At 66.6% G+C, this 13,951-nt stretch carries 12 protein-coding genes and 5 tRNA genes; 5 read left to right on the top strand and 12 right to left on the bottom strand.

All coding sequences use genetic code 11. The features are described 5' to 3' along the window. Positions 1–224 precede the first annotated feature (224 nt). The 6 genes from AC5P7E_RS12355 to AC5P7E_RS12330 all read right to left on the bottom strand — a co-directional run bounded on the left by AC5P7E_RS12355 (position 225) and on the right by AC5P7E_RS12330 (position 1,996). Positions 225–300: transfer RNA gene (locus AC5P7E_RS12355), tRNA-Lys, on the bottom strand. Between the two features lie 197 nt (positions 301–497). Beyond that, a tRNA-Lys gene (locus AC5P7E_RS12350) sits at positions 498–573 on the bottom strand. A gap of 79 nt (positions 574–652) precedes the next feature. Then, a tRNA-His gene (locus tag AC5P7E_RS12345) sits at positions 653–729 on the bottom strand. A 193-nt stretch (positions 730–922) separates the two neighbouring features. Next, positions 923–1,660: a BPL-N domain-containing protein gene (locus tag AC5P7E_RS12340; protein ID WP_005408266.1), complete on the bottom strand. Its 738-nt coding sequence runs from the start codon at positions 1,658–1,660 to the stop codon at positions 923–925. A gap of 143 nt (positions 1,661–1,803) precedes the next feature. Beyond that, a tRNA-Arg gene (locus tag AC5P7E_RS12335) sits at positions 1,804–1,880 on the bottom strand. A 39-nt stretch (positions 1,881–1,919) separates the two neighbouring features. Continuing rightward, positions 1,920–1,996, bottom strand: a tRNA-Pro gene (locus tag AC5P7E_RS12330). 180 nt (positions 1,997–2,176) lie between these two features. Between AC5P7E_RS12330 and AC5P7E_RS12325 the strand changes: the two genes are divergently transcribed. Continuing rightward, positions 2,177–2,935 carry a Bax inhibitor-1/YccA family protein gene (locus AC5P7E_RS12325; protein WP_005408265.1) on the top strand — a complete coding sequence of 253 codons (759 nt, stop codon included), beginning with the start codon at positions 2,177–2,179 and terminating at the stop codon, positions 2,933–2,935. 60 nt (positions 2,936–2,995) lie between these two features. Here the strand turns inward: AC5P7E_RS12325 and AC5P7E_RS12320 are convergent, their stop codons facing one another. From AC5P7E_RS12320 to grxC, 6 genes are all read right to left on the bottom strand, one after another. Then, a complete protein-coding gene (locus AC5P7E_RS12320) occupies positions 2,996–3,745 on the bottom strand; it encodes a sulfite exporter TauE/SafE family protein (RefSeq protein WP_111686929.1) in 750 nt (249 codons plus the stop codon). Between the two features lie 25 nt (positions 3,746–3,770). Then, entirely contained in the window at positions 3,771–4,679 is a 909-nt protein-coding gene (locus tag AC5P7E_RS12315) for a LysR family transcriptional regulator (RefSeq protein ID WP_005408263.1), read from the bottom strand. 53 nt (positions 4,680–4,732) lie between these two features. Beyond that, a complete protein-coding gene (locus AC5P7E_RS12310) occupies positions 4,733–5,476 on the bottom strand; it encodes a cysteine hydrolase family protein (protein ID WP_111117983.1) in 744 nt (247 codons plus the stop codon). Positions 5,477–5,721: 245 nt separating this feature from the next. Beyond that, positions 5,722–6,726 (bottom strand): isocitrate dehydrogenase, encoded by a 1,005-nt coding sequence (locus tag AC5P7E_RS12305; RefSeq protein WP_005408261.1) that lies wholly within the window; start codon positions 6,724–6,726, stop codon positions 5,722–5,724. Between the two features lie 321 nt (positions 6,727–7,047). Continuing rightward, positions 7,048–7,440: a carboxymuconolactone decarboxylase family protein gene (locus AC5P7E_RS12300; protein ID WP_005412372.1), complete on the bottom strand. Its 393-nt coding sequence runs from the start codon at positions 7,438–7,440 to the stop codon at positions 7,048–7,050. Next, positions 7,437–7,727 carry a glutaredoxin 3 gene (gene grxC / locus AC5P7E_RS12295; RefSeq protein ID WP_004154541.1) on the bottom strand — a complete coding sequence of 97 codons (291 nt, stop codon included), beginning with the start codon at positions 7,725–7,727 and terminating at the stop codon, positions 7,437–7,439. The genes AC5P7E_RS12300 and grxC overlap by 4 nt, the downstream gene beginning before the upstream one ends. Before the next feature lie 142 nt (positions 7,728–7,869). Between grxC and AC5P7E_RS12290 the strand changes: the two genes are divergently transcribed. The 4 genes from AC5P7E_RS12290 to ppk1 all read left to right on the top strand — a co-directional run bounded on the left by AC5P7E_RS12290 (position 7,870) and on the right by ppk1 (position 13,852). Next, on the top strand, positions 7,870–9,516 hold the full coding sequence (locus AC5P7E_RS12290; RefSeq protein ID WP_043033734.1) for a M48 family metalloprotease: 1,647 nt from the start codon (positions 7,870–7,872) through the stop codon (positions 9,514–9,516). 116 nt (positions 9,517–9,632) lie between these two features. Further along, the gene (gene phoB / locus AC5P7E_RS12285) at positions 9,633–10,322 is read left to right on the top strand and encodes a phosphate regulon transcriptional regulator PhoB (RefSeq protein ID WP_005408258.1); all 690 of its coding nucleotides are present in this window, start codon (positions 9,633–9,635) and stop codon (positions 10,320–10,322) included. A gap of 106 nt (positions 10,323–10,428) precedes the next feature. Further along, positions 10,429–11,760 carry a phosphate regulon sensor histidine kinase PhoR gene (gene phoR / locus AC5P7E_RS12280; protein ID WP_005408257.1) on the top strand — a complete coding sequence of 444 codons (1,332 nt, stop codon included), beginning with the start codon at positions 10,429–10,431 and terminating at the stop codon, positions 11,758–11,760. 4 nt (positions 11,761–11,764) lie between these two features. Then, positions 11,765–13,852, top strand: coding sequence for a polyphosphate kinase 1 (gene ppk1 / locus AC5P7E_RS12275; protein WP_005408256.1), 2,088 nt, complete (start codon positions 11,765–11,767; stop codon positions 13,850–13,852). The last annotated feature ends 99 nt before the right edge of the window (positions 13,853–13,951 follow it).

The following is a 13,951-nucleotide window of genomic DNA, read 5'->3' as shown; positions in this document are numbered from 1 at the left end:
TGCGATGCAGGACGCGATGCGATGAGAAACAGCGCACAGCATTGAAAACACTGATGACGCATGTGACCCCGGTTTCATCATCGCTTCAGTAGATCCACGCCATGCGTGGATGCGGCCTCCGCCTTCTCCACGCATGGCATGGATCTACCGGCTTGGCGACTTGGCGCCCTCAGCCCGGCCACAGGCAAGAAAAAAGCCACTTGGCTGACCAAGTGGCTTTCGTCTGGTGGGCTGTCAAGGATTCGAACCTTGGACCTATTGATTAAGAGTCAACTGCTCTACCAACTGAGCTAACAGCCCGAAATCGGGGCGCGAATTATGACCCGATCCGCTCGGTGGGTGCAAGCACTTTTTTCAACATCGTTGAAACCAGCGCTGCAGTCCCGTTGCCGCTGCAGAACCCCGCCAGGCGGAGCGCTTCAGCGCGTGATCCATCGAAATGACGGGGTCACACTTATAAGAAAAAAGCCACCTGGCGTACCAGGTGGCTTCTGTCTTGGTGGGCCGTCAAGGATTCGAACCTTGGACCTATTGATTAAGAGTCAACTGCTCTACCAACTGAGCTAACGGCCCGTGAAACTCAGACGCACATTGTAACGTGCATTCTGTTTATTGCAATACCGCTCCGGCTGCGCCGATACGGTTGAAACAGTGGGGTGGCTGAGGGGATTCGAACCCCCGACCACCGGAATCACAATCCGGTACTCTAACCAACTGAGCTACAGCCACCACTGAAACTTCTGCTCCCCTGCCGATGCTGCCAGCAGTGGAACCTGATGCGTTGCGACCGGGTGGGACCAGAAGGCCGTCCCCTGAAGCGAGTCCGGCATTTTCCGGGAGTCGCGAAGGAATTGCAAGCATTTCTTCACATTGATGTGCCGGTCGCCATTCCGGCCCGCGTCGCGCTGCGCACGCGCCCGCCTCAGCGCCGATCCTCATCCAGCAGTGACTTGAACAGATCGGCCGACGGCATCTGCGAAAGCGGGATTTCCGCCATCTTGAACCACTGCGTCGGCGCTTCCGGATGGGGTCCCGACAGCACCACCCTGCCCTTCCCGTGGCGATACGACGCAGCCGCAATGTCGCCATTGGTGTAGCGGGAAATCACCTTGAACCCTTGGTCGCGTGGCGCCTTCGGCAGGTAGGGACCGTCCTGGAAGTACACCGTCTGGCGACGCCCGTCCCAGACGACGGGAATCACGGCATCGTCTTCATCCTGTACCGGGAATCCCGGCCTGCCGGCCTCGGCGTCCAGGTCCTGCGCCAGCAGGCCCAGATGCGATGCACCGGCCAGGTAGGCCCCCATGCACAGGCCGATGTAGGTTCCGCCTGCATCGACGAAACGACGGATGACTGCCGCCCCCTCTTCGCCCACCGCCGCCATCGCGGCGTCGATGTCCTGCCCGCCCCCCGGTTGCACATAGGCCCGGTAGCGCGACGTGGCCAGCGAATCGACATCGACGGCCTCGCCCGGGCCGACGAACACCACGTGATAGTCCGGACGCGAACGATGGATGGCCTGTTCGACGGCCTCCGAACACCCTGGGCAACCGGCCTCGCCGCGGTAGACCGCAATCACGGGGGCATTGGCGGACGCCTGCACGGCAAGCCCCAGGCCCATCGCCAGCAGCAGACAGCGCGATCGCGCAACGGTGTTCATCAAGGGATGGCTCAGCGCAGTCACCCCGGCATGGGGCAGGCCGACTATGCCTCGGCCACGACGGACCAGATTGAATGCGCGCCAACACAGCGCTGGACCAGGCAGAGGCCGGTAACGACAGGACCTGCAGGAGATGGGTGAAATGGCGCGCCCGACAGGAATCGAACCTGTAACCGCCGGCTTAGAAGGCCGGTGCTCTATCCAGTTGAGCTACGGGCGCCCGGACCGGAACGGTGTCCAATCCGACGTGATGTGGGATTGGTCGGGGTAGAGGGATTCGAACCCCCGACATCCTGCTCCCAAAGCAGGCGCGCTACCAGACTGCGCTATACCCCGGTCTTGCAATCCCCTCGGGCCAGGCCCGGGGAGCTGGTCATTGTGGCCAAGCGCATCATGAACTGTCAACGCGGGCGACTCGAACCCGACGCCTGGCACGGCACCACGTGCAGCCATCGGCTATGCTCCCGGTCATCGGCCGGATGGCCGTCCAGCCCCTCATCCGCACGGAGAACACGCATGCGCAGCGGCAACCCGGCTCTTTCCGAGTCGACCTTCCTCGACCTCGCCAGCGGCTCGGTGGTGACCAGCCCCGACCAGGTGATGACCCTCAACGGCACCGCCAACAAGACCGGCATCCTGCTGTTGTTGACCGTGCTGACCGCGGCGTTCGCCTGGAGCCAGGCGGTCGACGAGTACGGCCAGATTTCCGGCAGCGCGAGCCTGTACGCCATCGGTGGCGCGATCGGCGGCCTGGTGCTGGCATTGATCACCATCTTCAAGAAGGAATGGTCGCCGGTCACCGCGCCGATGTACGCGCTGGTCGAAGGCCTGTTCCTGGGCGCCGTGTCGGCGCTGTTCAACATGAAGTACCCGGGTATCGTGTTCCAGGCCGTACTGCTGACCTTCGGCACCCTGGCCGCCCTCCTGGTCGCGTACCGCAGCGGCGTGATCAAGGCCACCGAGAACTTCAAGATGGGCGTGGTCGCCGCCACCGGCGGCATCGCCCTGCTCTACCTGGCATCGTTCGTGCTGGGCTTTTTCAACATCAACGTGCCGGTGATCCATGACTCCAGCTGGCTGGGCATCGCTTTCAGCCTGTTCGTGGTGGTCGTGGCCGCATTGAACCTGGTGCTGGACTTCGACTTCATCGAGACCGGCGTGGCCCAGCGCGCGCCGAAGTACATGGAATGGTATGGCGCATTCGGCCTGATGGTGACCCTGGTCTGGCTGTACGTGGAGTTCCTGCGCCTGCTGTCGAAGATCCAGCAGCGCTGAGTCGGAACATGCCATAGACGACAAAGGGCGCCTCTCGTGGCGCCCTTTTTCGTTCCTCCCTCAGCGCGCCAGCAGCGTCGGCAGCGACGAGGCCAGCAACGCAATGCCTGATGCGGTCAGCAGGCCCAGTACGAGCTGCCTGAAGCGCAGCTCGCTGACGCCGATGTAGACCCGCGCGCCCAGCAGGGTCGGCACCAGCATGGCTGGCGCCACGATGGCGAAGTACGGGAGCATCTGCCGGCTCACCAGGCCACTGCCGACATAGGTGGCCATGGTCACCGCCAGCATGGCCAGATTGAAGTTCTGGATGACCGCGCGCTGCTCGTCCTTGCCGAAGCCGCGCAGCGTGCTCCACAACGTCGGCACCGGCCCGGCGAAGCCGCCGATGCCGCTGAGCACGCCACCGGCCATGCCAGCAATCGCATCACCGATACGGCCGCCGACGCGGACCGGAGGCAACGAGCGCGCCATCAGCATCACCGGGCACCACAACGCCAGGAAGCCGCCCAAAAGCGCCTTGAACCAGTCCATGTCCAGCTGCGGCAGCACCATCACGCCCAGCGGAATGCCGGCCAACCCGCCCAGCACGAACGGCAGCAGCAGGCGCAGGTTGAATCCGCGGCGCACGGTGAACACCGCGACCAGCTGGCCGACCAGCGCGCCGAACACCGACAGCGTGGCCGCCAGTCGCGGCTCCAGCCCCCATGCCCAGAACGACATCGCCACCATGCCAAAGGCGAAGCCGGACAGGCCCTGCACGAATCCGGCGACGATCGCGCCCAGTGCGACCAGCAGATACACCGACTCCATCACCACCTCGGCTGCAACCGCGCGACTACCCTGCCGCGCCCACCTGTGCAGCGTAGTGCGCCGCAAGGTGCTCGACCAGCGCGCGCACTTTCGGCGCCAGCGCACGTGCATGCGGATACAGCGCGAAGTAGCGCCGCTGTCCGGCGTGCCAGGCCGGCAGCACACGGATCAAACGACCGGCGCGTAGGTCTTCCTGCACCGTCAGTGCGGTGAACAGGCTGATGCCCATGCCAGCCAGCGCGGCGGCGTACAACGCTGGCGTCGCATCTACCCGCAGGCGTTGCCCGGCCTCGACGCTCGCACTGGCACCACGCGGCCCCTGCAGCTGCCAGGGCGGCATTGACGGTGTGGGACTGAAGCCCAGCAGCGTGTGCTGCGCGAGATCCGATGCCTGACGCGGCAGGCCATGACGCGCCAGGTAGGCTGGCGCGGCCACCAGGATGCGAGGGCAGCTGGCCAGTTCACGTGCGACCAGCTGGCTGTCCGGCAACGCATGCGCGATCCGCAGGGCCAGGTCGAAGCCACCACCGACGACATCGACCAGCTGATCATCGGCCGACAGATCCAACGAGACGTGCGGGTAACGCTGCAGGAACGACGGCAGCCAATGCGGCAACTCCTGGCTGGCCACCACCTGCGGCACGCTGATGCGTACGCTGCCACTGGGTTGCGCCTGCCCGGCGCGGGCACGGTCGTCCGCCTCCTGCAGGCGATCCAGCAGCGTTGCCGCCTCGCGGTAGTAGTCGCGCCCGGCCTCGGTCAATGACAGCCGGCGGCTGTTGCGATCGAGCAAGCGAACCTGCAGATGCTCTTCCAGCTGGCGCAGTTGCCGTGACATCGCCGAGTGGGTGGTCCCCAGGCGTTCAGCGGCCGCGGTGAAACTGCCCGCGTCAACGATGGCGCGCAGCGCACGCAGGGCGGCGAAGTGATCCATCGGCGGGCAGCTCCATGTGGCGGGGCCCACGGCATGCGGGCCCCGCCAGCTTATCAAGCGCCGTCGCCGGCCTTGCGCACCGGCAACGCCAGGATCGCGTCGGTACTCATGACATCACCGAAGGCGTCTTCGATCTGCGCCAGCGAGGCATCGTGCAGCGCGCGATGATCGATGCGCTGGCCACCGGCCAGGTCCAGGTCACGGCTGGCGCTGGCATCGGACGACACGATCACCCGGTAACCACGGGGTGCGGCCGCCGCGTCGCGCGCGGCACCGGCCACACAGGCATGGGTCTGCAGGCCGGTGACGATCAGGGTGTCGATGCCGGCATCCTTCAGCACCGTGTCGAGTACCGCGGCCGAGTTGCCAGCGAACACACTGACGTTGTCCTTCTGCACGACCGTCTCACCCTTGCGCGGCTGCAGGTCGCGATGGAAGTCGGCATTGACGCTGCCCTGCGCGAACAGCGGTGCACCGGCCGGCAACACGTGCTGCACGTGGATCACGCGGATGCCGTGGGCATCGGCGAACGCGACCACCCGCTTGGCCTGGCGCAGTGCGGCCACGCCATCGGGAATGACCATGCGGCCACCGGCAAAGCCCGGCGCGGCCTTGGCATCGAAGTACTCGTTCTGGAAGTCGATCACCAGCACGGCGGTCTTCGCCGCATCCAGCGAGGTCGCGACCGGCGCGCCGGCCATGTGGCGGATGGTGGGATGAGACGGTTCGGCAGCGGCGACCGGGGCGGTGGCGGCCATGCCGATCAGGCTGGCCAGGCCGAAGGCGGTGAGATTCATGGAGCGACTCCTGTGCAGTGGAAAGTGGGCACAGGATGCGGAGCGGATGGCGCACGAACCAGCCCTGCAACAGCACATGATCTGTGCGAGATACGCACAGACAACCCCCTGTAGGGCCACCCCATGGGTGGCTGCGGACCAAAGCCACGCCATCCACGCATGGCGTGGATCTACGAGTCAGCCCACAACGCAACGGGGCGCCCGAAGGCGCCCCGCTGTGGATCCAACCGAGGTCGACCGGCCGCTTACAGGCGGCTGGCGATGGCCTGGGCAAAGCTCATGGTGGTGCCGGTACCGCCCAGGTCGCCGGTCAGCGAATCCTTGGCTTCCATGGTGGCCACGATGGCCTTGCGCAGGCGCTCGGCGTTTTCCGGCTGGCCGATATGGTCCAGCATCTGCGCGGCTGCCAGCAGCAGCGCGCACGGATTGGCCTTGCCCTGGCCGGCGATGTCCGGCGCGGTGCCGTGCACGGCTTCGAAGATCGCCGCGTCCTTGCCGATGTTGGCACCCGGGGCCAGGCCCAGGCCACCCACCAGACCGGCGCACAGGTCGGAGATGATGTCGCCGAACAGGTTGGTGGTAACGATCACGTCGAACTGTTCCGGACGCATCACCAGCTGCATGCAGCAGTTGTCGACGATCATTTCCTGGAACTCGATCTCCGGGTACTGCGCGGCTACTTCACGGGCGACGTTCAGGAACAGGCCCGAGGTCGACTTGATGATGTTGGCCTTGTGCACAGCGGTGACCTTCTTGCGGCCGGTGCTCTTGGCCAGCTCGAAGGCGTAGCGCACGATGCGCTCGGAGCCCTTGCGGGTGATGCGGGTGCCGGAGAAGGCGGTCTCGCCGTCGGCCGACACTTCCTGGCCTTCGGCCAGGTAGGCACCCTCGGTGTTCTCACGAACGGTGATCAGGTCGACGTTGTCGAAACGCGACTTGGTGTTCGGGAAGGTGTGGGCCGGACGCACGTTGGCGTACAGGTCGAAATGGCGGCGCAGGCTGACGTTGATCGAGGTGAAGCCACCACCGACCGGGGTGGTCAGCGGGCTCTTCAGCGCGACCTTGTTGCGCGCGATCGATTCCAGGGTCACCGCCGGCATCAGGTCGCCGTGCTTTTCCAGGGCCACCAGGCCGGCGTCGGCGTCTTCGTATTCCAGCCCAGTCTTGAGCTGGTCGAGCACGAACAGGGTGGCGTCCATGATTTCCGGGCCAATGCCGTCGCCGCGGATGACCGTAATTTTCTGCGTCATTGATCGATGTTCCGAACAGGGGGAAAAACGCCGTCCGGACGTGCCCGGAAACGCCGGCGCAAAGGAAGTTTCACCGGCAATTATGCCTGAGACGGGGCCGAGGTCCCAAATAGACCATGGTCCCAGTGCCCGGCTCAGGCAGAATTGCCCGCGCATTCTTCCTCTACCCCCGCCTGTCGGCGCGCCCCTTCAACAAGAAGGGGCTCCTGGGCTGCTGGATCGCGGGACAGGCCCCCTCGCGGGCCCGGTAGTGCCGGCCGCTGGCCGGCAACCTCGGCCAGGTCGAGTTCAGGCGATGCCGGCCAGCGGCCGGCACTACCCTCAGTGCTCGTGCGCTGCCGGAGCGCTGGCGCCGCCTTCAAGCTGGTCGAGGAAGTCGACCGCGCGGCGCAGGTGCGGGATCACGATGGAACCGCCCACCACCAGGCCGACCGAGAAGGTCTCGAAGAACTCTTCACGGGTTACCCCGGCGTCCTTGCACTGGGCCACGTGGTAGCTGATGCAGTCGTCGCAGCGCAGCACCATCGAGGCCACCAGGCCCAGCAGTTCCTTGGTCTTCACGTCCAGCGCGCCGGCCTGGTAGGTCTGCGTGTCCAGTGCGAAGAAGCGCCGCACCACCTGGTTCGGTTCGCCCAGGATGCGTTCGTTCATGCGCTTGCGGAAGTCGGTGAATTCGGCGATGCGGTCCTTGCTGCCGTCGTCGGCCGCGCTCATGCCTGGCCCTGCCCGGCCAGCAGCGGCTCGAGCTTGCCTTCACGGTGCAGGGCCATCATGTCGTCGTAGCCGCCCACGTGGACGTCGCCGACGAAGATCTGCGGCACGCTGGTGCGGCGGGTCAGTGCCATCATCTTCTCGCGCTCGGCCGGGTCCAGGTCGATGCGGACCTCGGTCCACTGCTGGCCCTTGCTCTTCAGGAAGTTCTTGGCGGCCACGCAATACGGGCAGACGGCGGTGGAATAGATGGTGATGGCGGGGGCGCCGCCGGCGGTCTGGGCTGTCACGGGAAACTCCACGATGGATCGACGGTCTACATATGGTACCGGTGCGCTGGAAATTCCACGCCACCGCCGCAACACTGTGGGTTAACGAATGGTTGCCCCCTGCCCTGCCACGCTTGGCGCGCCCTGCCCGAGGACCTTCCGCTTGCGAGCCCTGCTGCTGACTACCGCCGTTACCCTGGCCCTGGCCATGCCGCTGGCCCAGGCCCAGGAGAAGCTGCCCGACATCGGCTCCTCGGCCGGCGAGCTGCTGACCCCGGCGCGCCAGGCCGAGTACGGCGCGATGATGCTGCGCGAGCTGCGCAACTATGGCTACCTGCTGGATGACCCGCTGGTCAACGACTGGCTGCAGACCATGGGCACCCGGCTTGGCTCCAACAGCGACCAGCCGCGCCAGCCCTACACGTTCTTCGTGATGAAGGACCGCCAGATCAACGCCTTCGCCACGCTGGGCGGCTATATCGGGGTCAATGCCGGCCTGGTGCTGACCGCCGAGCGCGAGGACGAGGTGGCTGCAGTGCTGTCGCACGAAATCGCCCACGTCACCCAGCAGCACGTGCTGCGCGGGGTCGAACGCGCCCAGCGCGACCAGATACCGATCCTGCTCGGCATGCTGGCGGCGGTGGTGGCCGCGCAGGCCAGCAACAGCACGTCCTCCGGCAACGCGACGATGGCCGCGATCAGCTCCGGCATGGGCCTGATGCAGCAGCGGCAGATCAACTACACCCGCTCCAACGAATCGGAGGCCGACCGCCTCGGCATCCGCACCCTGTCGCGCAGCGGCTACGACGTGGATGCCATGGCCGGCTTCTTCGAGCGCATGTCGGCGGCGATGCGCGGCAACGAGGGCGGCTACAGCGTGCCCGAGTTCCTGCGCACCCACCCGGTCAACATCACCCGCATCAGCGAGGCCAAGGCCCGCGCCGAGCAGATGAAGAAGGACACGGTGCTGCTGACCACCAGTACCCCCAGCGGCGAACGCAAGGAGCGGGTGAATCCGGCCGACCCGGGCCTGGCCGAGCCGCTGCTGCGAGGAAACAACCCGTTGCTTCCCAGCAGCGTGCTGCGCGTTCCGGTCGGCCAGCTGGCCCGTGGCGCCAGTGGCGACTTCGAGTGGGCGCGCGAGCGCCTGCGCGTGCTGAGCGCCGATTCCACCGCCGAACTGGAGCGCGAATACGCGGACATGGCCAAGCGGCAGAAGGACGGTCTCAACGACGCCCAGCGCTATGGCCAGGCGCTGGCGGTCATGCGCGGCGGCCGCAGCGGTGCCACGCAGGCCCGGCAGACCCTGGCCAGCCTGCTGCAGACCCGCCCGGACAACCTGTGGCTGGCACTGGGCCTGGGCGAGGCCGAATCGCGTGCCGGACTGGGCGCGCAGGCCAACACCCGTTTCGAGCAGCTGCTGCGCGAGCACCCCAACAGCCGGCCCGTGGCCCTGACCTACGCCGAGATCCTGAACGAACAGGGCACCCGCGAGGCGGGCCAGCGCGCGCAGGCCATGCTGCGGCCCCTGCTGTCGCAAAGTGGTAACGATCCGGTCTTCCAGCAGCGATACGCCCGCGCCAGCGAGCTGGCCGGTGACAGCGTGCGCGCCAGCGAGGCCTATGCCGAGGCCGCCTTCCTCAGCGGCCGCCCGGAGCAATCGTTGATGCAGCTGCAGGCCCTCAAGCGCAACCCGGCGCTGGACTACGTGGGCCGGGCGCGGGTGGATGCGCGCATCGAGGCGATCACCCCCACCGTGCTGGAGCTGCGCCGCCAGGGCGTGCAGGACCCGGACCTGGACCGCCGCTGAGTGTTGCATGACCGGTCGATGGCAATCCCGACCGGTTCCGGCCAGGTAGTCACAAACATGTCATCAAACCGTAGTCTACTGGCACCACTCCAGTAACCGAGCCCTACGGTGTCCTCGTGCAGAAACGCATCCTGATCGTCGATGACGAGCCCGCGATCCGTGAAATGGTCGCCTTCGCCCTGCGCAAGGGCGATTACGAACCGGTCCACGCCGGCGATGCCCGTGAGGCCCAGACCGCCATCGCCGATCGCGTCCCCGACCTGATCCTGCTGGACTGGATGCTGCCCGGCACCAGCGGCCTGGACCTGGCCCGCCGCTGGCGCAAGGAAACGCTGACCCGCGAAGTGCCGATCATCATGCTGACCGCCCGCGGTGAAGAGAACGACCGCGTAGGTGGCCTTGAAGCCGGCGTCGACGACTATGTGGTCAAGCCGTTCTCGGCGCGCGAACTGCTGGCCCGCATCCGTGCGGTCATGCGCCGCGCCCGCGAGGACGACGAGGACGGCAGCGTGGCCGTCGGCCCGATCCGCATCGACGGCGCCGCCCATCGCGTGTTCGCCAACGACCAGCCGGTGCCGATCGGCCCGACCGAGTACCGCCTGCTGCACTTCTTCATGACCCACCCCGAGCGCGTCTACACCCGCGCCCAGCTGCTGGACCATGTGTGGGGCGGCAGCGTGTACGTGGAGGAGCGCACCATCGACGTGCACATCCGCCGCCTGCGCAAGACGCTGGAACCGTTCAACGCCGAGAACATGGTGCAGACCGTGCGCGGCGCCGGCTACCGCTTCTCCACCGCGACCTGAGTCTCGTCGTGCCGACGCCGCGCACCCGCGGGTGCCGGCGCCGGCAACTCTGCTATAACCCTCGGTTCACCCCAGTGAACCGCCGCACTTCAACGACGAGATCGCAATGCCCCGCCACATCCGCTCTGCCTGGTTGAAGACCCTGGCCACCGTTGCCGCGGTACTGCTGTTCTCCGGACTGGTGGGGTGGTTCACGGGTCACCTGTGGCTGTGCATCGCACTGGGCGCGCTGGCCACCCTGGCCTGGCATTACTGGCGGCTGCGCAGCGTGCTGCGCCGGCTGACCGCGCGCCAGCGCTGGGATACCGCCGAGGAAGGCACCGGCGTCTGGAACGAGCTGGACCGCCTGCTGTACCGCAACCAGGTGGAAATGCGCGTTCGCAAGCGCCGCCTGCTCGACATGCTGCGCAGCTACCGCGCCGCTGCCGCCGCGCTGCCCGATGCCGTGGTGGTGCTGGACCGCAACAGCCAGCGCGTGCAGTGGTTCAACGAAGCGGCCACCGCCCTGCTTGGCCTGCATCATCCGGGCGACCTCGGCGAGGCGCTGGTCGAACGCCTGCAGCCGATGCCGCTGGCGCACTGGCTGGCCGGCGGCCGCAACGCCGAGCCGATCCTGGACGTGCCCTCACCGGTCGATCCTGCGATCCGCCTGAACCTGCGACTGATTCCGTATTCTTCGGACTACTGGCTGCTGATCGCCCGCGACGTCAGCAAGCTGCTGCGCCTGGAACAGGTGCGCCGCGACTTCGTCGCCAACGTTTCACACGAACTGCGCACGCCGCTCACCGTGGTCCACGGTTACCTGGACATGATGGACCCGGAGGATTTCCCGGGCACCGGTCCGATGCTGGAAGAAATGCGCAAGCAGAGCCAGCGCATGGCCCAGCTGGTGGAAGACCTGCTGACCCTGTCGCGGCTGGAATCGCAGGAGCACAGCGAGGAAGAGACCGTCGCCATGCAGCCGATGCTGGCCACACTACGCCGCGAGGCCGAAGCGCACAGCCAGGGCCGCCACCAGATCAGCATCGACGATCTGGCCGGCGTCGACCTGCAGGGTTCCACCAAGGAGCTGCATAGCGCCTTCTCCAACCTGGTCACCAATGCGGTGCGCTATACGCCGGCCGGTGGCCGCATCGCCGTGGAGTTCCGTCGCGAAGGCGAGGGCGCGGTGCTGGCGGTGCGCGATTCCGGTTACGGCATCCCGGCTTCCCACCTGCCACGCCTGACCGAACGTTTCTACCGTGTCTCCAGCAGCCGCTCCCGCGAAAGCGGCGGTACCGGCCTGGGCCTGTCCATCGTCAAGCACATCCTCGGCCTGCACCACGCGCGGCTGGAGATTGAAAGCGAGGTCGGCAAGGGCTCGGTGTTCTCCTGCCATTTCGATGCCGACCACGTGCGCCCGCGCGAGTCCGCCCCCCTGACTTCCATCGAAGAATGACGCCATGAGCAGCCTCGGATCCCTCCCCCTCCCCGTGAGCCCGGACAACGATCCGTTGCGCGACCCGGCGCTCTACATCAACCGCGAGCTGTCGCAGCTGGATTTCAACTTCCGCGTGCTGGCGCAGGCGATGGATCCGCAGGTGCCGCTGCTGGAGCGCCTGCGCTTCATGTGCATCTCCTGCACCAACCTGGACGAGTTCTTCGAGATCCGCGCCGCCGCCGTCCGCCACGCGCAGGAATTCGGCCTGCCACCGGCACCGGACGGGATGAGCCCGCAGGCCATCCTCAACGCCATCCACGACCGCGCGGCACAACTGGTCGACCAGCAGTACCGCTGCTGGAACGAGACGCTGCGCCCGGCGCTGATGGAGGCCGGCATCGGCGTGCTCGGCCGCCACTCCTGGACCGATCGGCAGAGGCGCTGGCTGCGCGCCTATTTCCGCAACGAGATCATGCCGGTGCTGTCGCCGCTGGGCCTGGACCCGGTGCACCCGTTCCCGAAGATCCTCAACAAGTCGCTGAACATCGTGGTGGTGCTGAAGGGCACCGACGCATTCGGCCGCGCCGGCCATCTGGCCATCGTGCGTGCGCCGCGCTCGCTGCCGCGCATCATCCAGCTGCCGGAGAAGCTCGGCGGGTCGCAGAATTTCGTGTTCCTGTCCTCGGTGCTGTCCACCTTCGTCGATGAGCTGTTCCCGGGCATGGAAGTCCAGGGGGCCTACCAGTTCCGCGTCACCCGCAACTCCGAGCTGGTGGTGGACGAGGAGGAGGTGGAGAACCTGGCGCTGGCACTGCGCGACGAACTGGTCGATCGCGGCTACCGGCCGGCGGTGCGGCTGGAAATCGCGCAGGACATGCCGCGCGAGATCGTGCGCACCCTGCTGCAGAACTTCGGCCTGACCGAGAACGCGGTGTACCGCATCGACGGCCCGGTCAACCTCAACCGCATCATCCAGTTGTACGACCTGATCGCACAGCCGGACCTGAAGTACCCGCCAATGACCCCGCGCACGCTGCGCGACAGCGACGGCATCTTCGAAACCGCGGCGCGCCAGGATCTGCTGCTGCACCACCCGTTCGATGCTTTCACCGCGGTGCTGGACCTGATCCGGCAGGCGGCGATCGACCCCAACGTGCTGGCGATCAAGCAGACCCTGTACCGCACCGGCAAGGATTCGCTGATTGTCGATGCGCTGATCCAGGCCGCGCGCAACGGCAAGGACGTGACCGTGGTCGTTGAACTGCGCGCACGCTTCGACGAAGAGGCAAACCTGGGCCTGGCCGATCGCCTGCAGGAAGCCGGCGTGCAGGTGGTGTACGGCGTGGTCGGCTACAAGACCCACGCCAAGATGCTGCTGATCGTGCGCCGCGAGGGCCGCAAGCTGCGCCGCTATGTACACCTGGGCACCGGCAACTACCACAGCGGCACCGCCCGCGCGTACACCGACATCAGCCTGATCACCGCCGATGCGGACATCGGCAACGACGTGCACCTGCTGTTCCAGCAGCTGTCCGGGCTGGCCTCGAAGATGAAGCTCAAGCGCCTGCTGCAGTCGCCCTTCACCCTGCACACCGGCATCCTCGGTCGCATCGAGCGCGAAACGCGCATCGCCGCCGCCGGCCGCCCCGCGCGGATCATCGCCAAGATGAACGCGTTGAACGAACCGCAGGTGGTGCGCGCGCTGTACGCCGCCTCGCAGGCCGGCGTGCAGATCGACCTGATCATCCGCGGCGCCTGCACCCTGCGCCCGGGTGTGCCGGGCATCTCGGACAACATCCGCGTGCGCTCGATCGTCGGCCGCTTCCTGGAGCACAGCCGCGTCTACTGGTTCGGCAACGACGGCGCACCGGAGATGTACTGCGCCAGCGCCGACTGGCTGGAGCGCAACCTGCTGCGCCGGGTCGAGACCTGCTTCCCGATCCTCGACCCGGAGCTGGCCAAGCGGGTCTACCGCGAGGTGCTGCAGAACTACCTGGACGACAACCTCAACGCCTGGGAACTGGATGCCGACGGCATCTACCACAAGCGTGCCCCGGCGCACGACGAAGCCCCGCATTCTGCGCAGATGGCATTGATGCAGGGCCTCTGATCCGGTACGTGTCGACCAAGGTCGGCGCGTTTGGACTCATCCACGCATGGCGTGGATCTACCGTGTCGACCAAGGTCGACACCCACCAGCAGCCGCACA

It is taken from the genome of Stenotrophomonas sp. YJH_SMC_25 (assembly GCF_059369595.1).
This window is presented reverse-complemented; position numbering and strand designations above follow the sequence as displayed.

Bases quoted from the DNA above. Each gene is read 5' to 3' on its own strand.
- AC5P7E_RS12340 (WP_005408266.1), bottom strand. From the start codon at position 1,660: ATGAACACCGTTGCGCGATCGCGCTGTCTGCTGCTGGCGATGGGCCTG.
- AC5P7E_RS12325 (WP_005408265.1), top strand. From the start codon at position 2,177: ATGCGCAGCGGCAACCCGGCTCTTTCCGAGTCGACCTTCCTCGACCTC.
- AC5P7E_RS12320 (WP_111686929.1), bottom strand. From the start codon at position 3,745: ATGGAGTCGGTGTATCTGCTGGTCGCACTGGGCGCGATCGTCGCCGGA.
- AC5P7E_RS12315 (WP_005408263.1), bottom strand. From the start codon at position 4,679: ATGGATCACTTCGCCGCCCTGCGTGCGCTGCGCGCCATCGTTGACGCG.
- AC5P7E_RS12310 (WP_111117983.1), bottom strand. From the start codon at position 5,476: ATGAATCTCACCGCCTTCGGCCTGGCCAGCCTGATCGGCATGGCCGCC.
- AC5P7E_RS12305 (WP_005408261.1), bottom strand. From the start codon at position 6,726: ATGACGCAGAAAATTACGGTCATCCGCGGCGACGGCATTGGCCCGGAA.
- AC5P7E_RS12300 (WP_005412372.1), bottom strand. From the start codon at position 7,440: ATGAGCGCGGCCGACGACGGCAGCAAGGACCGCATCGCCGAATTCACC.
- phoR (WP_005408257.1), top strand. From the start codon at position 10,429: ATGCCCCGCCACATCCGCTCTGCCTGGTTGAAGACCCTGGCCACCGTT.
- ppk1 (WP_005408256.1), top strand. From the start codon at position 11,765: ATGAGCAGCCTCGGATCCCTCCCCCTCCCCGTGAGCCCGGACAACGAT.